This is a genomic window from Acinetobacter sp. DMC2 (genome assembly GCF_056314305.1).
Window position 1 is genome coordinate 329666 of record NZ_JBQUYP010000003.1, and the last position, 26983, is coordinate 356648.

Sequence of the window (26983 nt, forward strand, 5' to 3'; positions counted from 1 at the left end):
TTTTAGAAAGTAGTATTAAAGTAAAATTTATTATTAATATTTATGATTTTAAATTTTATTCCACTTAATAACGATTCAATATGATTAATCATATTGAATCGTTACAGTAGCCATTGCACGAACTTTACCAGCAGTCACATTTGTTGCTGTTTGATAATAGCGGGCTGTCATTGGTACGTTATATTGAAGTGTCTGGTTAGAAGACAATGTACCTAAGGCTAATTTGTCACCTTTTTTAATGACTTGATTCTTATTTTGATAGTTCCACAATAATTGTACGCCTACACCATTCGCTTTTTCAGAAGCGGTAGCTGTATTTGCTAATACCTGACTATTTGTACCGTCTTGAGTAAAGTCGTAACTTAAACTAATGACGTTTTTCTCTTCATAACCAGTAGGGTTGATACCACCATTACATAGAATGTTCATATCAAAAGTTTGTTCACCTTGAGTGGAGCCAACACCTTTGAACCCTGCCTTTGTAACAGTAGGAAGCTGTACAACTTTATTGATGTTACCTTGGATTTCACATGAAGAAGAGGCGATAGTAATTGCATCACCGTTAACTGTACTAGTTAAAAAAGGGCGGTTCATATAACCACTTACATAGTATCGACTATATAAACCAGGCACTAATGCACCCGAACCAGTCTGCGCAGCAGTTTTCACAATTTCGACAACAAAATATCCCGAAGCAAGAAAATATTTCACACCTGGTGTTAAACTACGGGTATACGGATAATAGCCAGAAAAGTTAGTTGCATTTTCCGCTTCACGGTACAAACGAATACCAATTCCTGGAATATTCGTCGAATAGATATTATTCCCTAGTGGGCTTAATGCATAGCCTTGGGTAAGTGCAGCAGTAATAGTATCACTATATGACGTACATTTTGCTGTTGAACCATTGTCAGTAATTGGAAAAGTTGCTTTTCTTAGAACCATTCCAACAGGATCACTTGGTCGGACTACAACGCGACCTACGGCCATGGAAATGTCAACCGAGCTAAATGGGGCTCCATTATTATCATTGCCTAAAGTACAGTAAGCATTAGCTTCACCATACACACCAAGACCAGCCGTAAATAAAAAACCTGTTAATAATATTCTTTTCATTTGCAGACAGCCTCAGTCATTACCATGCTTTGTTGCTTATTTTGCAACTGATTACTAATGTTATACTCAACTGAACAACGCTCGTTACTCTCATCACCCCATTTTACATAGAGACGATCTTGAGCAAGTGGGGTACGTAAGTAAATCATACTACCTTGTGCAACAATACCGACAGCTTCATCTTTCTGATTAAAGACTTGCGCTGCAAACGGTAAACTGTTGCCATCTACAGTTTTACTATTAATGTAAACTGCATAACCAGTTTTAGTCGCAAAATCTACTTTAGCAATTGCACCAGCAAAAGGTGCAATACGTTGACTTGTTTCTTCAAGTTCTACTTCGCTCGACATTTCTTGTGGGTCAAGGGTAATGTCATTAAGACGGTACGGAGTAACATAAGGAACTACCGCATAACCCGCTTTATTCACGCTTAAACCAACGGCATTATTAACTTTTGCTCCGGCAGCATCTGGCGCATGCACAAGTACCATTGTTTGACCTTGTTCAGGTCCAAATAAAATACCTTCTGAATGTGCAACTACACTACCAGTTAAGCTAACCATCGCCTGTTGGTAAGAATCAGCCACACTATAAGAACCACCAACAGTTGTATAGTTAGTACGATAACGACCATTTACGTTAAATGATGGATTCGCATAGTCCTGATGTGACATTGAAGCGCCATAACTAAAGCGATCTCCAACCATTCCACTTGCACCAACAGTACGGCTGTCTTCAGAGGCAGTAACGTTGACGTTAACTGAATTCTTTTTGAAATCAATCGGGAACGATAATGTCATTAAATATTCAGTATCGTGCGTTTGATTCGTTGAGCCATATTCAACTTTACGGTTAATTGCAGATAAACCATAAGTTAAACCATGGAAATTATTACTATAACCAAGCTGATATTGTTTAGTACTTTCGCTACGGTTCCAATAGTCAACCCACGAACCCACTACATAGAAGTTACCCCAACCTTCAGGTAAACCTTGGTTCAAGGTAATTTGGAATTCACTACGTTGGCGACCAGCAGAGTAAGTATTAATACCTTTTTCTTCAAAATCGCGAATCTGTAGAGCATCACGTAATTTGTAGAAGTTTTCTGTTGAGTAACGATAAGCTGCTAGTGTTAAGTTTGTGTTGGTTGGGGTAATCAACTTACTATAGCTTAAACGGAAACTTTGACCTGACTGTGATGACTGCTTTTCAAAGTCAGCTTGAGAGTGGGTAACATCTAACGCAACAGCACCAATTGGCGTAGCAAAAGCAGCACCCAACAATACAGCAGCATAGTTTTCAGTTGCTTGTATACCCGTATAACCTGTTAGGTAGTTGTTAATCCCTTGCTGATATTTACCTTGAACAACCCAAGGATCGAGATCAATATCTGGATCGCGGAACTGACCTACAGTTAAAGAATAACGGTTCATACCAGGGCGTAGCATCTGCACAACAGATGCGTAAGGCACAGCAAACTTTTGTATTTCACCATTCGCTTCAATAACAGAAACTTCAATTTCACCACCAAAACCAGTAGGGTAAAGGTCATTAATTTCAAAGTTACCTGGTGCTACTGTAGTTTGATAGATAAGTTGGCCTTGTTGACGAACTTCAATTTTTGCATTGGTTTTAGCATTACCACGAATACGCGGAGCATAACCAAGCATACTATTTGGTAGCATTCGATCATCACTTGAGAAATCGATACCACGATAACCATATGAGTCAAATACTTCGCCGTTTGTAAAACTATCCCCAAGTGTTAAAACACCACGGTATTTAGGGAATGCTCGCTGTAAGTAAGTACTTGTTTCTTCGTAACTTGATTTAGATTGATTTTCGGCAGGGGTATCTTGCCATTGCCATTGACCATTATGACGTAATTGCCAACCACCTAAATTTAATCCAGCAGTCACGCCCATAAAAGCATTTGACGTTTCGCTTTGATCATTAGACTGAGTAAATGTTTTGTAGGCACTGCCGTTATAAGATAAAAAAGCTGCATTAATCCCACGATCCCATAAACTTGGGTCGACATAGCCTTGCGCATTTTTTTGCAAAGCAACTTGTGGAATCGAGATATCTACACGTAAGCGAGAGTTATCAAACTCATAAAATGCATTTTCAACCCACTCTTCAATTTTATAACAACTATTTTCTTTTTGAAGAGAAGCGTGCTGCGCTAAAATCTCTTGTTTTACACCATATTCAGCAAGAGTATTTCCTGTAAAACAGGTTACAGCATTTTTATTTGATTCTAATGCTTTAAAGAACATACGACGTTTGCCAAACCATTGGCCATTTACATAAACGTCAACATTATATTCGCCTGGTAAAACAGGGTTACCGTATTTAAAACGAGAAATATCAACTTTTTGAGCATCGCCAATTAAAAAAGCAGAATCAAATTCAGCTTCTACAGGAGCACTCGCAGCTGTTTCTTCAGCGTGCACGAATACAGGCATTGTCATTGTGACAACACCAGAAGCCAAGTAGTAACAAATATGGCGTTTTAATAATTTATAAGATTCTTGCCTTTTTTTTGGCATAACTAAGTCCGCCTACTCACATAATAGGTGCTTAAATTTATTAAAAAGATAAATCTGATTACTGAAGTTTTATTTGGTGTTCGACTCGACCACCATAGTCATTGACATTCATAAAACTCATATCTTGAAGATTGCCATTCTTAAGCTGAACAGACTCTTCAGAAAAAGGTTTAATCATTAAACCTTGAGGTAATAAATCAACTTTTTTATCACCTGCCTTTTGGTAAACAGAAGTCATCGTGATATGAAAAGGAGTTGGGTTTTTTACCGTTAAGTTTTGACCAGATTTAACCCATTGAAGCTTATCAGCTGCTAAATTCGCATCGTCTTTAATCGAAGCTGGTCGATAAAAGAATTTAATACGTGAGCGAATTGCTAATTGCAGGAAATTATCAGGCGTCGTATTTTCAGTTTTTGAAGTTGGTCTTGGAGGAATATCCAAAACGTTTAACCACAAAACTGTTTCTTGCTTCTGATTTAGCTGAGAAGCTGTTGGCAGAGCAGTAATACGAAGAGTCTGACTTTTTGTAGCCTCAACACGAGAAATAGGAGGAGCAATCATAAAAGGTACTTTTGATTGGTCCGGAGTGCTTTTTGAGTCGCCTTCATCAAGCCATGCTTGGACAAGTGCTGGTTTTGAACCGTTATTACTAACTTGTAGTGTAACTTCACGAGCATCCGAAGGATAAATCACACGAGTGCCATGAATTACAATTTCTGCTTGAGTAGCAGGTGCAACAACTGCTGAAGCAAATGCCAAACCTAACAAAAAATTATAACTGTTCAATTTCATTTCAGAATTCTCAACCAACAAAGATTCGGGAAAGCATCACAAAAAGAGGGCTTCTATGCGAACACAGAAACCCTCTCATCCATCAATTATTGATAGATAATTGTGTATTGAACAGAAGTGTTTACTTTACCAGCAGTAGAAGCGCCAGTTGCATAGTATTCAGCATAGTAGTTAAGGTCTGCGCTACCAGCTGCAGCTACGTCAACCCATTGAGAGTTAGCTTGAGCACCGTTTGCACCAGCAGCAAGAACTGGGATGAAGTTGTTGTTGCTACCTAAAAGTTGAACGTTAACGTTTTTAGCACCAGTAGCGTCTTTGTTAAGTAAACGACCAGTATTAAAGTCAACGTTAGCACCTGGTTCGAAGTAAGTAGCTACTTTACCTTCAGAACAGTTAGCTAATTTAATTTGGAAAGGAGTACGACCAGCAACATCCCCAGCAACAGCTAAAGTTTGCTTAGAAACAGTTGGAAGAGTAACTGTGAAGTCTTTACCAGCTGGAGTAACGATGTCACAAGTTTTGTCTGTAACTAAACCATTAATTGTAATTGTACCATCAGCAGCTTGAGCATTCGCAATCCCTACAACCGAAAGAGCAGCGATCAAAGCAAGTTTTTTCATAGTGTTTTCTCAAAAGTCTGGATAAAAGTTTATTTCCTTACTTTTCCAGTGTTTGACATCTTGAAAAGTAATGCGGCGATATTAACACTTCTTAAACAAAATGCAAACTAGATCACATTATTTTTTCATAATTTTAATTAAATCACATTTTTTGATTTGGAATGCAGGGTTGGTAACTACAGCTTATATAGCTGTTTATAAAAGTTTTTTTGTTTTATGAAAAAGAGGGACTGCCGAAAAAAGCAAGTTACATAAGAACACTATGTAAATAAAAAAGAATTGAACAAATTATGTGAAAAAGAAGCTTAAATTCTTACAATACAATTATATAGAATAATTTATGCATATGTATATAGAAAAAATATACGAATAGCCATTTTTTATAAAAAAAGAGCGACTCATCATTTAATTCATCAAAATGTGCGATGAATTCGACAAATCACTCTTAATTCATACTTATTATAGGAGTAGCCTCAAAAGCTACGCCTTAGTAAGTTAGTGATAATTGATAACCACCACTTTGCGATTAGAGCCTATACTTTCAATGCTAGTGTCCATTTTCTCAGTATGTTGAGCTAAGTTAGAAAGGCTATTTTTATTTAAATATTCACTATCAAGTTTAATATTTAAATTGTTTACCTCAACACATTCTATCTCGCTATGTTGTGTTGAGCATGTATCTTCAACAATATTTCCTCTTATCATTATCGTGTTATTTGCATAACAAAATAATGGGGAAGTGGAAAGCACCATCAGAATAAGAAGTTTAAAAATATTATTTTTCATTTTATATACCTATTTATAAAATAGTTTATATATATTTGATACAATATTTTTAATTCAAAAACAATCATTAAGTTTAAATCAAGAAAAATTATTAATTTTCATGTGATATAAATCACATTAATCATTTTAAATAATGTAATAGTTAAAATTCTTAAATCATATTAATCCACGTAATTATTTAAAAATAAATATTATTAATTTAAATAATTGATATTTATATATTTTTTAAAATTAAAGATTAACAAATAAACAGGTCAATATAAAAACATTATATGATATATGATTAAATATTTAATAAATATGTAATTTATTATTTTATCTCTAATATTTATATTGCAGAATTACTACAGAGAAATAAGATACCAATTTTATTTAAAATGTGACCAATTTAACTTTATTAGAAATTAATTAAAAATTAATTTCACTTTATTTATTAAAAATTATTACGCACCAAAAATACATTGAAACTCATCACACTTTTTCAATGTATTGAGGCGTAAAATATAGTTTTCTGACTACAATTTAAATATGTACGATTTTTTAAGAATGAACAATATCAATTAGAAATATGAACTAGAGAAAAGCATAGCAGTATTCAGACGCAACATCTTTAAAAATTATTTAAAGAAACACATGTATTTGAGATAAAACCATAATGAATATTCATTTAGCTTTTTAGAGTTAAAGAAGTTTGGTCGTGGACTTAAGCAAATGGTGCTATATGCGTGGGCAGCTAAAATTGATGAAAAGCGTCATCAATTAATTAAGTTTTATAAATATTATCTGAGTAAAGAAATCCCTTGAGGTTATCATTAAGCACGGCAATATTTATCGTAATGGTGTGATGGTAAGGCGTTACACTTAGAAGAAAGTGCTAGGGCTAAAAATTCAATAGCATCAGAGACTTAATAGTAAATTATATAATTGTTCGCATAATGTATATTATGTTAAATAGAAGATTTGGAAACCTACAATAGATAAGGCTCTGGCTACTCTGCATTGTTACTTCGCCGTTTACGCTTCACTACACTGAATTATTAAAAGCTTCTTCAACTGTATCTGCTGCTCAAGCAACTTACTAGCCGTGGCACTCTTAACAACTTAAATTGACTAACCCTATTTCTAATCTTAGCCAGAAAAACACTCTAGGCAGCCTTCTACAAAATGTCATTATTTTTAATTTGCCCTAGCTAGAACGCGTAAGCTACTTACCACCTTTACGGGCTTCATTTTTGGCTATTGGCTACTGCGGTACAGATTTCTTTCTCTAAATCGCCTTTTGAGCATTAAAGTTATTAATTTGCTTAGGCTAAATTTTAATACACAAAGTATTTATATCTTATTGAAATTTATAAATATATTTTAAAAACACCCTTTACAGGCTTAGAAAAACTGATATAGTACGTGCGTACAGCTATTCTTTAGATTTCTATCACATTAGCCAGTTTTGATAATTAATTACAGCCGAATACGCTTTGGGATGTGTTTTCGCAATTCTTCTCATTTTCCAACTAGCTCAGGTTATAATAAGGGACTCTCAAAATATTGTTGATCTATTATGAATGCTTCCAATGACCCTTTACACGGCAAAAAACTTGCTGACATATTGGATGAATTATTGGAATACTACGGTGGATTTGAAGGCTTAAGTCGTAAAATTGAAATTAGATGTTTTTGCATAGATCCAAGTGTTAAATCATCCTTACGATTCTTACGTACCACACCATGGGCACGTGAAAAAGTAGAAAGCTTATATTTGTATGTCTTACGCCAAAAAGCAAAACAGAAATCGTAGCGATCAAAACTCTAACTTCAGCATTTTAATTAGTGGTGGTTTGCCACCACTCTTCTTTAGTAGGAAAATATGTAATAGCTTCCTAACAATTAAGCCCTATAAGTTGAATATTTAAACAATTCATTTAAGAAACATCTACACGCTTTTCAGAAATTTTATTTTACTTTTACTATAAATCCCTAAGTTCAAGTGATCACACATGACTAAAAGAACAATAAATATTTATGGAGCCAGACACAATAACCTTAAAAATATTTCATTAAAAATCCCAAAACATGAAATTGTTGTCTTTACTGGTGTCTCTGGCTCGGGTAAATCTTCTTTAGTTTTTGAAACCATTGGCGCAGAAGCACAAAGACAAATTAATGAAACTCAAGATAGTTTTGTCCGCAATCGTTTACAGCATTTTGGTGTGGCTGATGTTGATAAAATTGAGAATTTAAATGTACCTGTCATTATTAATCAAAAGCGTTTAACGGGTAACATCCGCTCAACCGTTGCAACAATTACAGATATTTATGCCAATCTTCGCTTATTATTTTCACGTATGGGTGAACCATTTGTTGGATATTCGAATGTTTTTTCTTTTAATCATCCCAATGGCATGTGTCCACAATGTGAAGGTATTGGTTTAGAGCAAACAATTGATATTTATAAAATATTAGATTTAGATAAATCCTTAAATGAAGAAGGCGCTATCAATTTTCCTACCTATCAACCCACAGCATGGCGTTGGACTCGATATGCAGATTCAGGTTATTTCGATTTAGATAAAAAGTTAAAAGATTATAGTGAAAAAGAATGGGACTTGTTTTTGTATGCCCCTCAGCACAAGCCTTTGAATCCAACAAGTAAATGGAGAAAAACTGCACTTTACGAAGGATTGGTGACCAGATTTGAACGTAACTTTCTAAAAGGAGAAACACGAGAAAGAAATCGTTATGGGAATAAGCTTGAGCAGATTATTACAACCAAAGAATGTTCTTTGTGTAAAGGCCAACGGCTTAATCAAAAATCTTTATCTTGTAAGATTAATGGAAAAAATATTGCTGAATGTACAGCCCTCTCTGTATCAATGCTTTTAGAGTTTATAGGGTCCTTAAAAAGTGAGAAATTTGAAACCGTTTTACATGAACTCATTAATAAACTGAGCAACTTAAACTTAGTTGGTCTCAGTTACTTAAACCTTAATCGTGTGAGCAATACATTATCAGGCGGTGAATCACAACGAATCAAAATGGTTAAACATTTGGGTAATAGTCTAGTTGATCTACTCTACATTTTTGACGAGCCAAGTATTGGGCTACATCCAAAAGATTTAGATAATATTATTAAAATCATTCAAAAGATTAGAGATAAAGGAAATAGTGTTTTACTGGTTGAACATGACCCTGATCTTATTAGAACAGCTGACCATGTCATTGATATGGGGCCTCTTTCTGGTGTCAATGGTGGTCAAATTATTTACCAAGGGTCTTTCGAAGAGTTAAAAAACTCATCAGGTTTAACAGGCCAGTTTTTTAAAAGACCAAATACATATAAGAAAACACCCCGTATGAGTAATGAATGGATTTCGATTAAAAATGCCCATTTATTCAATCTAAAAAATATTGATGTCGATATTCCCAAAAATTGTCTAAGCGTTATTACAGGTGTTGCTGGTTCTGGAAAAAGTACGTTAATCAGTAAAGTCTTACCGCAACAATATCCTGAAACAAAAGTGATTGATCAATCTGCAATTACTGCAAGCATCCGGTCAAATTTACTAACCTATCTAGACCTTCTTGATCCGATTCGTCAACTATTTGCAAAGGCAAATAAAGTGAGTGCTAAGCTCTTTAGTTTTAACAGCGAAGGTGCTTGTCCTCAATGTAAAGGATCAGGTATCGAGAAAATTGAACTCGCATTTTTAGATGATGTTGAAATGACATGTGACCTTTGTCACGGCTCAGGATACGCCCCAGAGGTGCTGAAATATCTCTATAAGGGTAAAAACATTGCTGAAATTCTAAAAATGACTGTTACAGAAGCCAGTCACTTCTTTGAAGATCATAATTTGCAGCAGCAATTTAATTCATTGGTAAGCTTAGGGTTAGACTATATTGCAATTGGCCAACGCTTAAATACTTTTTCTGGTGGCGAGCGTCAAAGATTAAAACTCTCAAAAGAGCTCAATGAAACAGATAATATTTTTGTATTAGATGAACCAAGTACAGGCTTACATCCTTCTGATACTGAAAAATTGATTAGTTTATTAAATAGCTTAGTTGAAAAAGGTAACACAATCATCGTTATCGAACATAATTTAGACATCATTAGCCAAGCAGATTGGATTATTGATATTGGTCCATTAGCTGGTGACAAAGGTGGTGAATTGGTGTTTTCTGGAACTGTTACCTGTTTGCTCTCCGCAGAAAAATCATTCACAGGCCACTATTTGAAAAAATATCTAGAGCAGTAACAATCTGATCGACTAGCTTGGCACAATCAAGTTTAAATGTGAGAGCCCTCTCGACTCTCACATATCTAATTGCAGGAAGAAATACTCAAGCAACCTCTCCCACTCATTCTCTTGTAGCGCTATGACCGATACTTCGCCTGAATCATCAGCATGATAATAACGAACAACGAAGGTATTGCAGCAATTACAAATAAATGGGTAATGACCAGAAATTGAGAAAGATAGCCACCAAATAACGGCCCAATGACCGAACCCAAACGGGCAATCCCAATACTCCAGCCCACCCCAGTGGTACGAAGTGAAACCGGGTAATAACTTGCAGACAGCGCATTAATGGCAGGTTGCCCACCAACAATCGCAAAGCCAGCAATAAAAATGATGAAAAATAATAAAACGATATGGCTAATAGCATAGCCAATTAAAGCAACACTAATCACTGCAACCAAAAAAACAGGAATTAATACTTTATAAAATCCAGTCTTATCGATTTTAAGGCCCATTACAATGCTACCAATCGTACCGCCTAATTGTAGAGTGGAGCCGATCATCAATGCCTGATTTAATGAAAGCCCTGACTCTTTAGACAAAGTCGGTAGCCAGTTCGCCAGAAAATAGAGACTGATCATGTTTAAAATACTGATGATCCAGATGGAATAGGTAAAAAACGCACGCTTATTTTTAAATAACTCAAGCGGTGACTTCTTAACCTGAACTTCAGTCCTATTAATGATTTTCATCTCTGAATTAAATGTTAATGCAGGATAAAATTTCTTTAACCAAAACAAAATTTTGGGCGTGTTTTTACTATTTTCACTTAAAAAATATAAAGACTCTGGCAGCTTAAACAACGTGATAAAGAAAATAATTAAAGGAACAATACCACCAAAATAGAAAATCGCCTGCCATCCTCCCCAAGGAACCAATAAGGCGGATATGCCTCCTCCCAACATTGCCCCGACCGTATAGCCACAAGAAATGACCATCATGGTGAAAATACGAGATTTATATGGAACAATTTCGGAGCTATAAGCCATAACATTTGGCATGATGCCTCCTAAAAAAATTCCTGTAACAAAGCGGATTGCAGTCAATTGCTCAATATTGCCGACATGTGGTGTGACCAGCATCAATATGGAGAACATAAAGGTTGAGATCAGTAATATGGGGCGACGGCCAAATCGATCGGAAAGTGAACTTAATAAAAATGATCCGACAAACAAACCAAATAAGCTGGCGCTAAACACAACGCCTAACATGGTTTTATGAACACCCCATTCTTCAATAATCATGGGGGCTGCGTAAGCCATAGACTGAATGTCATACCCATCCATAATCATCAGCAGTAAACAGGTGAACAAAATAAATTTCTGATAGCGTCCAACTTTCTGCTGATTGATCAAATCACTTAATGCAACTTCTTTCATGGTCATCCCTTCTCCATGTTGCGCTTTCAATTCTTTTCATTTTAATTACGTTATTCGTAATTAATTTATGAATAACGTAAAACAAAATAACAATATTCTCCCCCAAAAGTCAAAACATTAACTGTTTAGCTGATCGAACGACACTTCTGGTTTACTCGTCACAGCATATTTTTAAATTATTTTTTATATTCAAGTACTTGCTTTGAAAAAATAGCTCTAGCATGACATCTCTTTCTTCCAAACTATTGGAACTTAGAAATTGCATCATCAAGCCATCGATTAGATTTAACACCATGTTGGCATCGGGTTTTATTGCACAAGTTTCTAGACTAAAAACCAGATCAAAAATCTCATGAAGTAGCCATTTTCGATATTCAATCGCCATACGGTAACCTTGCGAATAAACAAGTTTAATTTCAAATATGGCTTTGAGTAATAAGTGGTACAGGCTATTAAAGTAGACATGTAAACGAATAATTTCTTTGAGTTTATCGCTTGAAGTGTAGTATCGGTTTGAGTAAATAATTGACAGTACTTCTTCTTTAAGGAGTCTCTTTTGAAAGGCGATACACATTTCAATCAGGCGCTCTTTGGACTGAAAATAATGATAAAAAGTGCTTTTGGTTATTTCAGATTCTTTCACAATCAGGTCTATTCCCGCTGTGTGAAAACCATAGGTGGTAAATAAGCGTATCGCCGTACGAATAACCTGTAATTTTTTGGAAGAGATTTCTAAATCTGACATAGTTTTACCGTTATAAATTCTTGTTGTTTCTAAAAGAGATACTTTTTTGGGAGAAAAAAGGCATAGCAAAGCCGTAAGACTGTGCTTGGCACATCTCAAGTTTTATTGTTAATGCAAGTTTTTTTGAGCCGTAATGACTTAAGGCCTGAAAACATTTGGGTGATCAAGCTGCTTTAAATTTTTAAGTTGTGTCGTTATAGCTTTTGGCAAGGACTGCCAAGAAATAATGAATGTGCAAAGCCAACTCCTTCTATAGGGAGTTCTGCCAGACATTTTAAATTATGGTGGCAGAACGGAAGAGGGTTCGCAGACTAGTAATAACTCAAACTAGCACACCCGTAGGTGTCCCTCTCCCGTCCTACCGCTACGGGAGGGAACGAGTAGTTCACCACACAAGGCTGTTCCTCAGAAGGAATGGCTCTGATGCGGGAGTTATTATGCGGTCTGCGACGACCGACTGGCAATGTGGCCAGCAGGCAAATGGTAATCTTCAAAAATTAAGGTGTCAATGTGAAATTGGCTAGAAATTATTTAATTAATTATTGTTTTTCATTTAATTACATAATTAAGGATATTCTTAAGTAAAGATTAATTAAAGCTTGAGAATAAGAGTAGTTGAATTTAACTACTCTTCCCAATTTAAAACCGATATCCAAATTTTAACGCATATGCAATTGCGTGATTATTTTTAAACTCAGCCTGCTCTGAAAACTCTTTTATACCTTCGATTGGTAAATAATAGCCACCACCTTCAGCTTTAGTATTTCCTAACCAGAAATATTTTACGCCAGCAGCAATAAAATAGTTAGGCGTTGGGTTAAATTGAGCACCAAAACCAAAAGACCAGTAGCCTTTCATTGGTCCAAGTGTTGAAGCAGGATTACCCGTACCTGAGTCCCACCCCATATCAGATGCAATGCTCCAACGTTCAGTTAACTGACGTCCTAGACCCAGAGTCACTGTATATTGTTCTTTCTGGTAAGAATCCAAATCAATGCCTTGTTTATATGATCCTCCAGTTAATGTATCCATATAGTTTGCTGTAAGAGCATCGTATTGCACTGGACGAATATTAAATTTTTTCCAATTCACCCATCTCAGACTCATATAAGCAAGCGTCTTTTCAGCAATACCTGTTTGAAAATCTATATTTACTGATTGAGGCGTTTCGACTTTTGTCTTTGCTGGCGCAGTATATTTTAATGGCTCACCAAAGATGTTTTCATCTACTTGAAAATCATATTTAATTTTTGAACGGTAAGTTACAGCCGCTTTAAGTGCAATTTCCGGAATTTGATAACTTCCTCCTACGAGCCAACCCAATTCTCCCTTTTCTTTAAATTTAGCATTGTATCCATTAAAAGCTTCGGTATATGCCATTCCTCTGAAAGAGACATCACCTTCTACAGTTTGATAGACAGGTCCGCCATAAACTTGAAAGTTTTTAATAGGTGAATAACCCAAAATAAAACTTAAATTTTGGCTTTTTACATTTACAGAAGTACCTTCACGGCTGGCATCATCTGAATAACTATTATTAGGAAGAAGTGGATAAGCTGTTTTTGCAGCAAAAGGCTGATCGTAAAGTAAACCAAAACTGAATTGGTCTGTAAGTTGTAGCTTTAATGCAGCAGTATAAAATTGATTGTCTTGCCCAATATCTCCTGTATTACGACTCTGGTTAGGTCGAACAAGATCTGGACGATCATGAACTACGCCAGAAACAGAAGGATCAACAGCGAAAGCATTTGCTTCTGCATAATTACCAGCCTCTAAAAATGGCAGTATTGACTGCCCTGACTGGTCAAGTGCTGAAGCGTGACTATAACTACTAAAACAAATACCAATTACGCTAAATATCATTAACCCAGATTTCATCTGAAATTTTCGGCTAAAGAAATATTTATTCGGGTCGTTTCCGAAAGTATTTTTTACGATTTCCAAGTGCAATCTTAACTCAGCACAATCCTTGTTTAGAGATTTTTCCATTATTTATCCTTAAATTATAATTTTTTTAAATCACTAATTACCTAGCAATTTATTCATTCACTTCAATTACTGCGAGTAATTTTGATGAACAAAATACAAGCTACAAAATTAATTACACCATGTCAATGACTCTGTGTAATTAATAAGGATCTGTTATCTTTGTTTATAATTTTCAATATAATCAGCTGATAAGTAAAATATCTTTAAATCTAAAATCGATTAAACTTACAGGTGGAATTTTTATTTGTTCACGTAAAGTGTTGAAGTCCAAATATTTCGAAGTACACGGATAACGACTTCAGGTTCTACAGGAGATGAGCGCCCGAATGCTTCTGAAAGATAACGCTCTTCCAACCAGATCAGCGCTTTCGCTGTTTCGTCGACATCTAAATCTTGTTTAATATTTCCTGCTTGCTGTTCTGCTCTTATATGTTGAGCAGCGGCCTTGATAAAGTCTTGAATTATAGTTCGATAGACGCTATCAACACGTTCATCTCCACTTGCCGCTTCGACAAAGGCCCTTAATAAACGACCATGTTCTATATAGACATTTATAGAGTCGACTAAGGCACGCTCTAGATCGTCTTGAAGATTATTTCCTGCTAACCACCGTTCTGTGATATTGAACAATTCTCTAGCGATATTCTCAACAAGACGAAGCGTAAGATCGTGTTTATCACGGAAATGGACATAAAAAGCCGGACGTTTTAAACCTGTACGTCGCATGACCTCATCAATATTGAGGTCACGAAAATGATGCTCATTTAAAAACTGTTCAGCAGCTTCTAATATTTCTCGCTCAGATTCTTTTGGATCATGTTTAGGTCTACGGCGAGAAGTTGTCATATTATCCTATTTCCTTTTAGCATGGCGTCATTGTAGGTATTAAAAAATCTTTCGACAAGTCTTTATCCCCTCTTATCACATATCCTAATGACGTAATACAAGAAGAAATTACTTAATTAAAAATAAAATATAATTTATAAAAATCAAAATCTTAAATTAAAAAATTTTTCCTCTACAAGACGGTAATAATTAATCTATCTATGTTGCAAGCAATAATTACACGTAGTCATTGACAGTGTGTAATTATTAGCTTAATAATATTCACACATACCTAAACCTCACTTAGATTTAAATCGAAGTGAAAGTGGATTGGATCAAGGACTTTGTTCATCAGGGAAGATGAAGATTATAAAAATCATCATCTTAGATAATCTAACTGATGCTCAATTTATTAAAATTGTGTGAAGAGGAAAAAGATATGAGTACATCAGATCAAATTGATATTACTGATGTTTTAATTATCGGTGCAGGGATCTCAGGTATTAGTGCAGCCTACCATTTAAAAAAATATAGACCGAATACAACATTCACTATGCTAGAGGGTCGTGACGAAATTGGAGGCACATGGAGCCTGTTCCGTTATCCAGGCATTCGCTCAGATTCAGACATGCAATCTTTTGCATTTGGCTTTAAGCCTTGGACCAATAAAAGGGTTTTTGGCAGTGCTCAAATGATCTGTAATTATTTAAAAGAAACGATCACAGAGAACGAAATTGAATCTCATATTCGATTTGGCCATTATATGACAAGTGCCGAATTCTCATCTACTGAAGGTCTTTGGACAGTTAAGGTGAAGCGTAAAGATCAAAAAACTTTAACCACTTTCCGCTCCCGCTTCTTACTGATGAGTACAGGTTATTATGACTATGATAACGGTTATACACCTGAGTTTAAGGGAACCGAGGAATTTCAAGGACTCATCATTCATCCTCAACATTGGCCAGAGAACCTAGATTATTCTGGCAAAAAAGTTGTGGTCATTGGTAGTGGTGCTACAGCTGTTACCTTAATTCCAGCGATGGCTCAGAATGTTGAGCACATCACAATGCTTCAAAGATCGCCAAGTTATGTCATGGCTGCCCCAAGTACAGATTCAATCGCGAACGCACTCAATCGTGTTCTTTCACCACAACGTGCTTTCGATCTTATCCGCCGTAAAAATATTGCCTTGACTCGAGGTGTCTACAATTTAAGTCGTCGCTTTCCGAAGCTCATGCGTCGCTTTTTAATCTCAGATGTACAACGAAACGTACCAAAAGACTTTGATGTCGCCACTCATTTTTCACCAAAATACAATCCATGGGATGAACGTTTATGTGTTGTACCAGACGGAGATATGTTTAAAGCGATTTCTGCTGGAAAAGCTTCTGTGGTAACCGATCATATTGAACGTTTTACCAAAGATGGCATTTTGCTTAAATCGGGTAAAACATTAGAAGCCGATATTATTGTGACCGCAACAGGTCTAAACGCAGTCGCATTTAGTAAAACTCAATTAGTTGTGGATGGGAAAAAAATTAATTACCCAGAGACCACTATTTTCAAGTCAATGATGTTATCTGATATTCCCAACTTTGCCTTCGCATTCGGCTATACCAATCTTGCGTGGACTTTAAAAGTTGATTTGGTATGGAAACACTTTTGTAGATTACTGGATTACATGGATGAAAATAAGTATGGAACATTCACGCCTGTAATTAATGATAAAAACATGAAACGTGTTCCATTTGTGGATTTGAACTCAGGCTACATTCAACGAAGTATTGCACAATTTCCAATGGCAGGCACAGAAGGTCCATGGATTGTAAAACAAGATTATAAATTCGATGTTGAAAGACTCCGTAAAGGTTCAGTTTTTGATAAAGAACTATATTTTACAAATATCAAACCCAAGAGGAAACCAAGCGTCGTTAGTACAGAAACGATGCCAGAAAAGATAAAAATCCAAGCTTAACAACGGCGATTTACATTTTGATCTCTTATCTAAAGTACGAGTAAGAGACAAAAATCAATTAGGGAAAATATGATGGAAAATATTAAATTTATAAGTAAAGGAGTTACCTGTTCTGCATGGTATATCCCTTCAACTTCAGAACAGTTCATGACATCTCGAGGACGACCTTGCATTGTTATGGCAACAGGCTTTGGTGGTACAAAAGATACAGGGTTATTAGATTTTGCCGAGCCGTTCAGTCAAGCAGGTTTTGATACATTCGCATTTGATTATCGTGGATTTGGCGAGTCAGCAGGCTTACCTAGACAACATGTATCCTATATTAACCAACGTGAGGATTATCATGCAGCAATTGCAGCTGCACGAAGTTTGCCATTTGTTGATCGCAATCGGATTGTGCAATGGGGTACTTCGTATTCGGGTGGTCATGTCGTTGTCGTTGCTGCACAAGACCCTAAAATATCAGCTGTCATATCAATGAATCCTGCTACAGATGGTTTAGCAGCGTTAAAACAAGTTTTCCAATATGGAGGGATAAAGCAAATAACAACGGCTATAGGTCATGGCATAAAGGATTTAATTCATGCCATAGCTCAACGCCCTCCACATCTCATTCCAATTGTTGGGCAGCCTGGTACAGCTGCCATGATTAGTACGCCTGGTGCTGAAGAAAGCTATACCGCAATGGCGGGTCCAACTTGGCGTAATGAAGTCTGTGCTCGTGCAGCTCTAGAAGTCTCATACAACCGTCCAGTTACTTTTGCCAAAAATGTTAAGTGCCCTACTTTGATTCAAGTCGGTTCGAATGACCAAATTGCCCCACCTGACCCAGCTCGAAAAACGGCCAGCCTAATTCAAGGGCCTTCTAAACTACTCGAATATCCAATTGATCATTTTGATTTCTATACAGAATTATGGCATGGGACTGTACTCAGCGATCAGATTAGTTTCTTGAAGAAAACTCTTGCTGCCCAAGCAAATAGAAATGAAGGTTTATAAATTTTCTTTATAGAAAAATATTTAATTCAAACACATACATAAGTTCATAGCATTCTACGACAGTCTCAAAATTTAGTGGCTATAAGGATGAATACGAAAATTGAAGTGATATGTATGAAAACCAATCGCACAACAAAGCAGTTCATTTAAATGCTTTGGAATATTCTCAATCAGGATGGATAAGGAAATCTTATGTCACTCGTCAAATTAAGCAAAGATACACAAATCGATGAAATCGTTTCGATTATTAAAAGAGATGGTGGTGTCATCATTGAAAATTTTTTAAATGATGAAAATACCCAAGATATTTATCAAACATTATCTCAGCAATTAGAGTTGATTCCAGACGGCGAAGATGAATATTTTGCAGGTACAAAGACCCGCCGAATGAGCCGCTTATTTGCGCGCTTGCCACAAATGCCATTGGTGGCAATGAATCCAGTATTTTTAGATACAGCAAAAGCGATTCTCCAAACTCCTCTACAGGCTTGGAGTGGTGAAAATAGAATTGAATTATATCCAGACATTCAGGTTGGTGTGACTCAAGCGATTCAAATTTGGCCCGGTCAAAAAGCACAACCTTTACATCGTGACGATACTGTATGGATGTGGCAACATCCGGGTTATGGTCGTGAAGCTAGGGTACAAATCATGTTTGCCGTCACTGATTTTACTGAAGAAAATGGTGCTACACGTGTTATTCCTGCCAGCCATTTGTGGGATGATCAAAGAGTACCTAAAGAAGACGAAACGATCGCGGCTGAAATGAAAGCTGGAGATGCTTTAATATGGATTGGCTCTACCTATCATGGCGGCGGAGCTAATGTAAGCCATGCGCCTCGTATAGGATTGACCATGTCTTATGATCTTGGCTTTCTACGACAGGAAGAAAACCATTATTTATCTCTATCAACCGAAATAATTAAAAGCTTTCCAGATGAGCTAAGAGGATTGCTCGGCTGGAATATGAGTACAACATTTGTTGGATTTGTCGAACATGAAGGTAAGATGATGAGCCCAATCGATATGTTAAATGTTCAGGATTTTAAAACGACTGGAATCATATAACACTTAATATCTAAGATACCCAAAAGAAAGAAATTTCTATTCATAGAGGTTTCTTTCTTTTATTGAAAACTATAAATATTTTAGATTAAACAATTGTTTTTATTTGAATAATAAAAGCACTATTTGGCTTCCGATTTTCATATCGAATAGTGCCAGAGTGAGCTAAAACAATGGCTTGCACAACTGCTAAGCCCAGCCCTGTTCCTCCTAAAGCTTTATTTCTAGACTGCTCTACTCTATAAAAAGGATTGAATAATTCTTTTTGATATTCAACTGGAATTCCCGGACCTTCATCGACTATTTCTAATATCCATTGTCCTTGTTCAACTGAAGACTTAATTTTTAAAACTCCAGGATTAGAGTATCTAATTGCATTATCAATCAATGCGATTAAGACTTGCTCCATACGTCTTGCATCGCAAGATACCAACTCATTAGAAATATTATAAGTTATAGTAAAATTTGATTGTCTAAGTTTTTCATCAAACATCCGTATTACTTTTTCAACGCATCTCAGAAAATCCACTGACTCAATATTTAACTTAAGCTGTTTATTTTCAAATAAGCTCAATGTTCTCAAGTCTTCTACTAAATGTGACAGCCCCTCTACTTGATTCAACAAACTTCGGATGAGTTCAGGCTCAGCTTTAAAAACTCCATCTACAATCCCTTGTAATCTACCTTGCAGAATTGTAATTGGTGTTCTTAATTCATGGGCAATAGCAGCATTCCATACTTGTGCATTGTGTACAGAACTTTCAAGCTTTTGAGCCATATCATTAAAATTTAAAATTAATGTATAAATCTCTGTGGAGTGGACTTTTTGATCATTTGCTCGGGCAGACAAATCACCCTCACTAATTTTATTCGCGGCATCTGCCAATGAATTAATGGGCACAATAAATCTTTTTGCTAACTGCATCCCAATAATTAAAGAAATAATTGAACCACATAAAATGACTGTACCTAGCCAAATCCAGTCAACCAGATGGAAATCTGTAAAGTCTCCTTGCAGGGAACTTAATGAAATCCAGCCATGATCAATTGCATAGTTATAAACAACATAGCCTAGAAATACAGACAATAAAGTGATACTTAAATTCACCATACTAAAAGCAATAAAAAATTGCTTATTAATCCCTAATTTATTTTTCATTGTCTTTTATCAACTTTTAGCATGTTGGATTTTTTCTATCTAATCCTATTATTGTTGGGGATGATCTAATCTATATCCGACACCGCGGACATTAATAAGCATGTGTTCAAGCCCGTGCTCTTCTAGTTTTTTTCTTAACTTACTGACATGGCTATCAACCGTTCTTTCTAAAGCATCACTATCGGGCAAGCATTGAGTCATTAACTCACCTCGAGTAAATACCCTATGGGGCTGATTAATCATTAAGAGTAGTATTTTATATTCAGTTAACGTCAGGTTGAGTAAGATTTTCTTATCTAGCTGATTGATATAGACACTATGAATCTCGGTATTGATTTCAATATTTTTATAAAACAGATTTTTGACAGCAGCTTGTTTGTTTTGATGGGTTCTTCTTAAAACAGCCTGCACACGTGCAACCACTTCATTCGGATTGAAAGGCTTAACCACAAAATCATCTGCACCGATTCTTAAGGCCATCACCTTATCAATATCCTGATCTAATGCAGTCAGCATAATGACAGGTGTTTGTGCTTTTTGACGAATTTTACTGAGCACTTCCCAACCATTGAGTTCAGGTAATTTAATATCAAGTAAGATTAAATCAATGGGTTGTGATGCATGAATTTCGATTGCCTGCTTACCATTCATTGCCCGAATAACTCGCATGCCTTCACGTTTTAAATATTGTTCAATAATGTCCCCAATATCGTATTCATCTTCTACAACAAGAATTTGTTTATCACGGCAATCAAAAGAAAATGAAGCTTCGAACATAGGTAAATCATCGAAAAATTTCAGACAAACGTCATAATACGCTTATTTATGTGCTGATCTCCACACTTTTTCCACATTTCAAAGATCTTGATTACACACTTACCCAAAATAATAACAACATCAAAAACTCCATAGGTTTGGACAGTATGCAAAAGCATCTTTTACTTCCATTATTTTTATCTATTGGGCTAGTCATCCAAGGTTGTAGTTCCGAAGAGGCTAAACAACCAGAAGTCCCACCGGCGAAAGTCAGTGTATTAAGTCTCCAGCCACAATCCGTTAATTTTAGCGAAAACCTCCCAGCTCGTGTTCAAGCCTTCCGTACTGCTGAAATTCGTCCGCAAGTCGGCGGTATTATCGAAAAAGTATTATTTACTCAAGGTAGTGAAGTAAAAGCTGGGCAAGCCTTATACAAAATTAATGCTGAGACTTTTCAGGCTGATGTAAATAGCAACAAGGCTTCTCTCAATAAAGCCGAAGCTGAGGTCACACGTTTAAAGGTCCAGTTGGAACGCTATGAACAACTGTTACCAAGTAATGCAATTAGTAAACAAGAAGTCAGTAATGCTCAGGCTGAATATCGCCAAGCTTTAGCTGATGTCGCACAAATGAAAGCTCTACTCACCCGTCAAAACCTGAATCTGCAATACGCAACAGTACGTGCGCCAATCTCTGGTCGTATTGGGCAATCATTTGTGACTGAAGGTGCTTTAGTCAGCCAAGGTGATACGAAGAATTTGGCGACCATACAACAGATTGACAAAGTTTATGTTGATGTAAAGCAATCTATTGGTGAATACGAGCGCTTACAAACTGCATTACAAAACGGCGAATTATCTGCCAATAGCGATAAAACCGTTCGTATTGCTAATAGCCATGGCCAATTCTACAACGTCAGCGCAAAAATGCTGTTTGAAGATATTAATGTAGATCCGGAAACAGGCGATGTCACCATTCGTATTGTTGTGAACAACCCTGAACGCAAACTACTTCCTGGAATGTATGTACGTGTCAATATTGACCGAGCATCCGTCCCTCAAGCCCTTCTTGTGCCTTCTCAAGCAATCCAGCGTAATAACAATGGTGACCCACAGGTTTATGTCATTAATGCTAAAGGTTTGGCAGACATCCGTCCGATCGAACTTGGACAGCAATATGAGCAGTTCTACTTAGTAAATAAAGGACTCAAAGTAGGTGACAAAGTCATCGTTGAAGGAATTGATCGAATTCAACCGAATCAAAAGCTTGAAATAAGTAAGTGGAAAGCACCCATTACTCAAGGAGCTCAATGATGATGTCACAATTTTTCATTCGTCGCCCCGTATTTGCATGGGTAATTGCAATTTTCATTATTTTGTTTGGATTACTCAGTATTCCCAAACTCCCTATAGCACGCTTCCCTAGTGTTGCACCTCCACAAGTCACCATTAGTGCTGTCTACCCAGGTGCGACACCTAAAACAATTAACGATAGTGTTGTGACTCTGATTGAAAGAGAGCTATCCGGCGTTAAAAATTTACTTTATTACAGCGCAACAACAGACACCTCTGGTATGGCTCAAATATCGGCTACCTTTAAACCGGGTACAGATGTCGATATGGCTCAAGTTGATGTGCAGAATAAAATTAAAGCTGTTGAAGCCCGTCTTCCACAAATTGTTCGTCAACAAGGTTTACAAGTGGAGGCTTCGTCTTCAGGTTTCTTAATGTTGGTCGGAATCAACTCACCGAATGGACAATATACGGAAGTTGATCTGAGCGATTACCTTGTCCGAAATGTAGTTGAAGAATTAAAACGTGTTGAAGGCGTTGGTAAAGTCCAATCATTTGGCGCCGAAAAGGCCATGCGTATTTGGGTAGATCCAAACAAGTTAGTTTCATATGGTCTTTCAATTAGTGACGTAAATGCGGCAATTCGTGAAAATAATGTCGAAATCGCTCCAGGCCGTTTAGGTGACTTACCTGCTGAGAAAGGACAGCTCATCACGGTTCCTTTGTCTGCGCAAGGACAATTAAATGACGTTGAACAATTCAGAAATATCAGCTTAAAAAGTAAGATCAACGGTAGTGTCATTAGACTTTCTGATGTAGCTAATGTTGAAATTGGTTCACAAGCATATAACTTCGCTATTTTAGAAAATGGTAAACCGGCAACGGCGGCAGCAATCCAGCTTAGCCCTGGCGCAAATGCTGTAAAAACGGCTGAAGGTGTCAGAGCCAAAATTGAAGAGTTAAAAGTCAATTTACCGGAAGGTATGCAATTTAGTATTCCTTACGATACTGCTCCATTTGTCAAAATATCGATTGAAAAAGTAATTCACACGTTAATTGAAGCCATGGTTTTGGTTTTCATTGTGATGTATCTGTTTCTTCATAATGTCCGTTATACGCTTATTCCGGCAATTGTTGCCCCTATTGCATTGCTAGGAACATTCTCTGTGATGTTGCTTGCAGGGTTCTCGATTAACGTGCTCACCATGTTTGGTATGGTGCTCGCCATCGGTATTATCGTCGATGATGCCATTGTCGTCGTAGAGAATGTCGAAAGGATTATGGCGACTGAAGGCTTACCACCTAAAGAAGCAACATCTAAAGCAATGAAGGAAATCACCAGTCCAATTATTGGGATTACCTTGGTACTTGCAGCCGTATTTTTACCAATGGCGTTTGCAAGTGGCTCAGTTGGGATTATTTACAAGCAATTTACGCTGACCATGTCGGTGTCAATCTTGTTCTCGGCGCTGTTAGCATTAATTTTAACCCCTGCACTCTGCGCGACAATTCTTAAGCCAATTGATGAACATCATCAGAAAAAAGGATTCTTTGCTTGGTTTGACCGTACCTTTGATAACCTTACTAAAAAGTATGAAATCATTCTCTTTAAGGTCATCAAACATACCATTCCAATGATGGTGCTGTTTGTCATTATTACAGTTGCGACTTTTGCTGGAATGAAGTTTTGGCCAACAGCATTTATGCCTGAAGAAGATCAAGGTTGGTTCTTAACAACGTTCCAACTTCCATCTGATGCTTCTACTGAGCGAACTAAAAATGTAGTGAAAGAGTTTGAAGCAAGCATACAAGACAATCCGGATGTTAAAAGTAATACGTCAATTTTAGGTTGGGGTTTCGGTGGTTCAGGTCAGAATGTTGCCGTTGCCTTTACAACACTAAAAGATTTCAAAGAAAGAAAATCGTCAGCATCTGAGATGACTAACTCAATTAATGAAACAATGGCTCATAGTAAAGAAGGTTCATCTATGGCCGTTCTACCTCCAGCCATTGATGAGTTAGGTACATTCTCTGGCTTTAGCCTTCGACTACAAGATCGGGCCAACTTAGGTATGCCTGCATTACTTGCTGCCCAAGATCAATTAATGGCAATGGCAGCCAAAAACAAAAAGTTTTATATGGTTTGGAATGAAGGCCTACCTCAAGGAGACAATATTTCTTTAAAAATTGACCGAGATAAATTGAATGCACTTGGCGTTAAATTTGCCGACGTGTCAGACATCATCTCAACGTCAATGGGTTCAATGTATATCAATGACTTTCCAAACCAAGGTCGTATGCAGCAAGTGATTGTGCAAGTTGAAGCAAAATCACGTATGAAATTGCAAGATATTTTGAATCTTAAAGTGATGGGTGCAAGTGGCCAGCTGGTTTCTTTATCGGAAGTTGTGACACCTCAATGGAACAAAGCACCGCAACAATACAATCGCTATAACGGACGACCATCTTTGAGTATTGCGGGTATTCCTAACTTCGATACTTCATCTGGTGATGCAATGCGTGAAATGGAACAACTCATCGCAAAATTACCAAAAGGGATTGGCTATGAATGGACTGGTATTTCTCTTCAAGAGAAACAATCAGAATCACAAATGGCATTCTTGCTTGGTTTGTCGATGTTAGTGGTATTCCTCGTACTCGCAGCCCTTTATGAAAGTTGGTCAATTCCGCTATCGGTTATGTTGGTTGTACCATTAGGTATTTTTGGAGCGATCATTGCCATTATGACCAAAGGGCTAATGAATGATGTCTTTTTCAAAATTGGCCTGATTACGATTATCGGTCTTTCCGCCAAGAATGCGATTTTGATTGTTGAATTCGCCAAGATGCTCAAAGAAGAAGGAATGAGTTTAGTTGAAGCTACTGTTGCCGCAGCCAAACTCCGCTTACGCCCTATTCTGATGACTTCCCTTGCCTTTACTTGTGGTGTGGTGCCTTTAGTGATTGCATCTGGTGCAAGTTCTGAAACACAACATGCACTCGGGACTGGTGTGTTTGGCGGCATGATTTCAGCAACCATCCTAGCAATTTTCTTTGTACCGGTATTCTTCATCTTTGTACTAGGTGCAGCCGAAAAACTGTTTTCTTCCAAACAGAAAATTAAATCTTAAATGAAATAAAGCAAGGGAAATTAATCAATTTCCCTTGCTCCTCTTATGCCTAAATTTATTCTATTATTTGGAGAAAAGCATGTCTAAATCGGCTGTCTTATCTCGTGGATTTATGATTTCCACCCTCTCAATTACTTTAACTGCATGTATAAGCATGCAGCCGCCACAACCCACTGTGAAGTCTAATATTCCACAAAATTTCACCGAAACTTATGCAGGTCCTTCAATTGCTGAACAAGGATATAAAGCCTTTTTTTCCGATCCTCGTTTATTAGAAGTGATTGAAATAAGTTTGAATAATAATCGCGATTTACGTACAGCAGCGTTAAATATTGAGCGTGCTCAGCAGCAATACCAAATTACCAAATACGACCAACTACCGACGATTGGTGCGACAGCAAATGCCATTAGGCAAGTTAACCCTTCAGTAAATCCTAACAATCCTTACTCTACGTTTCAGGTAGGTTTGGGTGTAACGGCGTATGAACTTGATTTTTGGGGACGCGTTCAAAGTCTCAAAGATGCAGCATTAAATAATTACTTAGCAACACAAAGTGCTAAAGACTCAACTCAAATTAGTTTGGTGAGCCAAGTTGCACAAGCGTGGTTAAATTATTCTTTTGCTACAGCAAACTTAAATCTTGCGCAGCAAACTTTAAAAGCTCAACTTGATTCGTACAATCTGAATCAAAAGCGTTTTAATGTCGGGATTGATAGCGAAATACCTTTACGCCAAGCCCAAATTTCGGTCGAAACAGCACGTAATGATGTCGCAAACTACAGAACTCAAGTGTCACAAGCGCAAAACTTATTAAATCTTTTGGCTGGACAAGCGGTTCCATCAAACCTGCTTCCAACTCAGTCGGTTAAAACAATTACTCAAGAAAAGAATTTTTCAACAGGTTTAAGTAGCGATTTACTACAAAACCGTCCAGACCTGAAAGTCGCTGAATATCAACTTCGTGCAGCTGGTGCCAACATTGGCGCAGCAAAAGCCCGCATGTTTCCGACCATCACACTTACGGGTTCAGCTGGATATGCATCGACTGAACTCAAAGATTTATTTAAATCTGGCGGTTTTGCATGGTCAGTTGGCCCTAGCATAGACCTGCCTATTTTTGATTGGGGAACGCGTAAAGCCAATATTAAGGTTTCAGAGATCGACCAGAAAATTGCGCTTTCTGAATATGAAAAAGCGATTCAGGCTTCTTTCCGTGAAGTCAACGATGCATTAGCTGCCCATGCTCATATTGAAGAGCGTTTAAACGCCCAGCGCCGTTTAGTATCTGCAACCGATACCACTTATAAACTTTCTACAGCCCGTTTTAGAGCTGGAATTGATAGTTATTTGACTGTTTTGGATGCTCAGCGTTCTGCATATGCGGCTCAACAAGGTTTACTGGTTCTCGAACAAACCAAATTAAATAATCAAATTGAACTCTATAAAGCCTTGGGTGGAGGGTTAAATAAATAATCCATTCTTCATAAATCTTTTAAAGG

At 36.9% G+C, this 26983-nt stretch carries 19 protein-coding genes; 8 read left to right on the forward strand and 11 right to left on the reverse strand.

The window, feature by feature from the left end:
• Positions 1-84: 84 nt before the first annotated feature.
• The 5 genes from ACT53H_RS08345 to ACT53H_RS08365 all read right to left on the reverse strand — a co-directional run bounded on the left by ACT53H_RS08345 (position 85) and on the right by ACT53H_RS08365 (position 5867).
• Positions 85-1116 (reverse strand): fimbrial protein, encoded by a 1032-nt coding sequence (locus ACT53H_RS08345; protein ID WP_476009025.1) that lies wholly within the window; start codon positions 1114-1116, stop codon positions 85-87.
• Positions 1113-3668, reverse strand: coding sequence for a fimbria/pilus outer membrane usher protein (locus ACT53H_RS08350; protein WP_174730871.1), 2556 nt, complete (start codon positions 3666-3668; stop codon positions 1113-1115). The genes ACT53H_RS08345 and ACT53H_RS08350 overlap by 4 nt, the downstream gene beginning before the upstream one ends.
• Before the next feature lie 58 nt (positions 3669-3726).
• Entirely contained in the window at positions 3727-4461 is a 735-nt protein-coding gene (locus ACT53H_RS08355) for a fimbrial biogenesis chaperone (protein WP_004792379.1), read from the reverse strand.
• Positions 4462-4547: 86 nt separating this feature from the next.
• Positions 4548-5081: a fimbrial protein gene (locus ACT53H_RS08360; RefSeq protein ID WP_000731817.1), complete on the reverse strand. Its 534-nt coding sequence runs from the start codon at positions 5079-5081 to the stop codon at positions 4548-4550.
• Between the two features lie 495 nt (positions 5082-5576).
• Positions 5577-5867: a hypothetical protein gene (locus tag ACT53H_RS08365; RefSeq protein WP_049836651.1), complete on the reverse strand. Its 291-nt coding sequence runs from the start codon at positions 5865-5867 to the stop codon at positions 5577-5579.
• A gap of 1558 nt (positions 5868-7425) precedes the next feature.
• Here ACT53H_RS08365 and ACT53H_RS08370 point away from each other — a divergent pair.
• Together ACT53H_RS08370 and ACT53H_RS08375 are read left to right on the forward strand one after the other, a co-directional pair.
• Complete coding sequence (locus tag ACT53H_RS08370) at positions 7426-7662, forward strand: VF530 family protein (protein ID WP_312823216.1); 237 nt, start codon at positions 7426-7428, stop codon at positions 7660-7662.
• Positions 7663-7861: 199 nt separating this feature from the next.
• The gene (locus ACT53H_RS08375; RefSeq protein ID WP_476009026.1) at positions 7862-10123 is read left to right on the forward strand and encodes an ATP-binding cassette domain-containing protein; all 2262 of its coding nucleotides are present in this window, start codon (positions 7862-7864) and stop codon (positions 10121-10123) included.
• A gap of 119 nt (positions 10124-10242) precedes the next feature.
• Here ACT53H_RS08375 and ACT53H_RS08380 read toward each other — a convergent pair whose 3' ends face one another.
• The 4 genes from ACT53H_RS08380 to ACT53H_RS08395 all read right to left on the reverse strand — a co-directional run bounded on the left by ACT53H_RS08380 (position 10243) and on the right by ACT53H_RS08395 (position 15127).
• Positions 10243-11547, reverse strand: coding sequence for an MFS transporter (locus ACT53H_RS08380; RefSeq protein ID WP_476009120.1), 1305 nt, complete (start codon positions 11545-11547; stop codon positions 10243-10245).
• Between the two features lie 151 nt (positions 11548-11698).
• Entirely contained in the window at positions 11699-12292 is a 594-nt protein-coding gene (locus tag ACT53H_RS08385; RefSeq protein ID WP_476009027.1) for a TetR/AcrR family transcriptional regulator, read from the reverse strand.
• 639 nt (positions 12293-12931) lie between these two features.
• Positions 12932-14281, reverse strand: a complete 1350-nt coding sequence (locus tag ACT53H_RS08390) for an outer membrane protein transport protein (RefSeq protein WP_476009028.1) — start codon at positions 14279-14281, stop codon at positions 12932-12934.
• A 240-nt stretch (positions 14282-14521) separates the two neighbouring features.
• Entirely contained in the window at positions 14522-15127 is a 606-nt protein-coding gene (locus ACT53H_RS08395) for a TetR/AcrR family transcriptional regulator (protein ID WP_151962838.1), read from the reverse strand.
• A gap of 418 nt (positions 15128-15545) precedes the next feature.
• Between ACT53H_RS08395 and ACT53H_RS08400 the strand changes: the two genes are divergently transcribed.
• The 3 genes from ACT53H_RS08400 to ACT53H_RS08410 all read left to right on the forward strand — a co-directional run bounded on the left by ACT53H_RS08400 (position 15546) and on the right by ACT53H_RS08410 (position 19148).
• Entirely contained in the window at positions 15546-17081 is a 1536-nt protein-coding gene (locus ACT53H_RS08400; RefSeq protein ID WP_476009029.1) for a flavin-containing monooxygenase, read from the forward strand.
• A gap of 72 nt (positions 17082-17153) precedes the next feature.
• The gene (locus tag ACT53H_RS08405; protein WP_476009030.1) at positions 17154-18080 is read left to right on the forward strand and encodes an alpha/beta hydrolase; all 927 of its coding nucleotides are present in this window, start codon (positions 17154-17156) and stop codon (positions 18078-18080) included.
• A 192-nt stretch (positions 18081-18272) separates the two neighbouring features.
• A complete protein-coding gene (locus ACT53H_RS08410; RefSeq protein ID WP_107879905.1) occupies positions 18273-19148 on the forward strand; it encodes a phytanoyl-CoA dioxygenase family protein in 876 nt (291 codons plus the stop codon).
• A gap of 85 nt (positions 19149-19233) precedes the next feature.
• Here the strand turns inward: ACT53H_RS08410 and adeS are convergent, their stop codons facing one another.
• Both adeS and adeR read right to left on the reverse strand, forming a co-directional pair.
• The gene (gene adeS / locus ACT53H_RS08415) at positions 19234-20304 is read right to left on the reverse strand and encodes a two-component sensor histidine kinase AdeS (RefSeq protein WP_476009031.1); all 1071 of its coding nucleotides are present in this window, start codon (positions 20302-20304) and stop codon (positions 19234-19236) included.
• Positions 20305-20352: 48 nt separating this feature from the next.
• On the reverse strand, positions 20353-21081 hold the full coding sequence (gene adeR, locus ACT53H_RS08420; RefSeq protein ID WP_151962842.1) for an efflux system response regulator transcription factor AdeR: 729 nt from the start codon (positions 21079-21081) through the stop codon (positions 20353-20355).
• Positions 21082-21227: 146 nt separating this feature from the next.
• Here adeR and ACT53H_RS08425 point away from each other — a divergent pair, with 146 nt between their 5' ends.
• The 3 genes from ACT53H_RS08425 to adeC all read left to right on the forward strand — a co-directional run bounded on the left by ACT53H_RS08425 (position 21228) and on the right by adeC (position 26957).
• Positions 21228-22373: an efflux RND transporter periplasmic adaptor subunit gene (locus ACT53H_RS08425; protein ID WP_474769567.1), complete on the forward strand. Its 1146-nt coding sequence runs from the start codon at positions 21228-21230 to the stop codon at positions 22371-22373.
• Positions 22373-25483 carry an AdeB/AdeJ family multidrug efflux RND transporter permease subunit gene (locus ACT53H_RS08430; protein WP_476009032.1) on the forward strand — a complete coding sequence of 1037 codons (3111 nt, stop codon included), beginning with the start codon at positions 22373-22375 and terminating at the stop codon, positions 25481-25483. Before ACT53H_RS08425 ends, ACT53H_RS08430 begins: the two co-directional genes overlap by 1 nt.
• Before the next feature lie 79 nt (positions 25484-25562).
• The gene (gene adeC / locus ACT53H_RS08435; RefSeq protein WP_476009033.1) at positions 25563-26957 is read left to right on the forward strand and encodes an AdeC/AdeK/OprM family multidrug efflux complex outer membrane factor; all 1395 of its coding nucleotides are present in this window, start codon (positions 25563-25565) and stop codon (positions 26955-26957) included.
• The last annotated feature ends 26 nt before the right edge of the window (positions 26958-26983 follow it).

Excerpts from the sequence above, each read along its gene's own strand:
- ACT53H_RS08405 (WP_476009030.1), top strand. The coding sequence starts at position 17,154 with ATGGAAAATATTAAATTTATAAGTAAAGGAGTTACCTGTTCTGCATGG.
- ACT53H_RS08365 (WP_049836651.1), bottom strand. The coding sequence starts at position 5,867 with ATGAAAAATAATATTTTTAAACTTCTTATTCTGATGGTGCTTTCCACT.
- adeC (WP_476009033.1), top strand. The coding sequence starts at position 25,563 with ATGTCTAAATCGGCTGTCTTATCTCGTGGATTTATGATTTCCACCCTC.
- ACT53H_RS08360 (WP_000731817.1), bottom strand. The coding sequence starts at position 5,081 with ATGAAAAAACTTGCTTTGATCGCTGCTCTTTCGGTTGTAGGGATTGCG.
- ACT53H_RS08395 (WP_151962838.1), bottom strand. The coding sequence starts at position 15,127 with ATGACAACTTCTCGCCGTAGACCTAAACATGATCCAAAAGAATCTGAG.
- ACT53H_RS08390 (WP_476009028.1), bottom strand. The coding sequence starts at position 14,281 with ATGGAAAAATCTCTAAACAAGGATTGTGCTGAGTTAAGATTGCACTTG.
- ACT53H_RS08345 (WP_476009025.1), bottom strand. The coding sequence starts at position 1,116 with ATGAAAAGAATATTATTAACAGGTTTTTTATTTACGGCTGGTCTTGGT.
- ACT53H_RS08400 (WP_476009029.1), top strand. The coding sequence starts at position 15,546 with ATGAGTACATCAGATCAAATTGATATTACTGATGTTTTAATTATCGGT.
- ACT53H_RS08410 (WP_107879905.1), top strand. The coding sequence starts at position 18,273 with ATGTCACTCGTCAAATTAAGCAAAGATACACAAATCGATGAAATCGTT.
- ACT53H_RS08380 (WP_476009120.1), bottom strand. The coding sequence starts at position 11,547 with ATGAAAGAAGTTGCATTAAGTGATTTGATCAATCAGCAGAAAGTTGGA.
- ACT53H_RS08350 (WP_174730871.1), bottom strand. The coding sequence starts at position 3,668 with ATGCCAAAAAAAAGGCAAGAATCTTATAAATTATTAAAACGCCATATT.
- adeS (WP_476009031.1), bottom strand. The coding sequence starts at position 20,304 with ATGAAAAATAAATTAGGGATTAATAAGCAATTTTTTATTGCTTTTAGT.
- ACT53H_RS08355 (WP_004792379.1), bottom strand. The coding sequence starts at position 4,461 with ATGAAATTGAACAGTTATAATTTTTTGTTAGGTTTGGCATTTGCTTCA.
- ACT53H_RS08370 (WP_312823216.1), top strand. The coding sequence starts at position 7,426 with ATGAATGCTTCCAATGACCCTTTACACGGCAAAAAACTTGCTGACATA.
- ACT53H_RS08425 (WP_474769567.1), top strand. The coding sequence starts at position 21,228 with ATGCAAAAGCATCTTTTACTTCCATTATTTTTATCTATTGGGCTAGTC.
- adeR (WP_151962842.1), bottom strand. The coding sequence starts at position 21,081 with ATGTTCGAAGCTTCATTTTCTTTTGATTGCCGTGATAAACAAATTCTT.
- ACT53H_RS08385 (WP_476009027.1), bottom strand. The coding sequence starts at position 12,292 with ATGTCAGATTTAGAAATCTCTTCCAAAAAATTACAGGTTATTCGTACG.
- ACT53H_RS08375 (WP_476009026.1), top strand. The coding sequence starts at position 7,862 with ATGACTAAAAGAACAATAAATATTTATGGAGCCAGACACAATAACCTT.
- ACT53H_RS08430 (WP_476009032.1), top strand. The coding sequence starts at position 22,373 with ATGATGTCACAATTTTTCATTCGTCGCCCCGTATTTGCATGGGTAATT.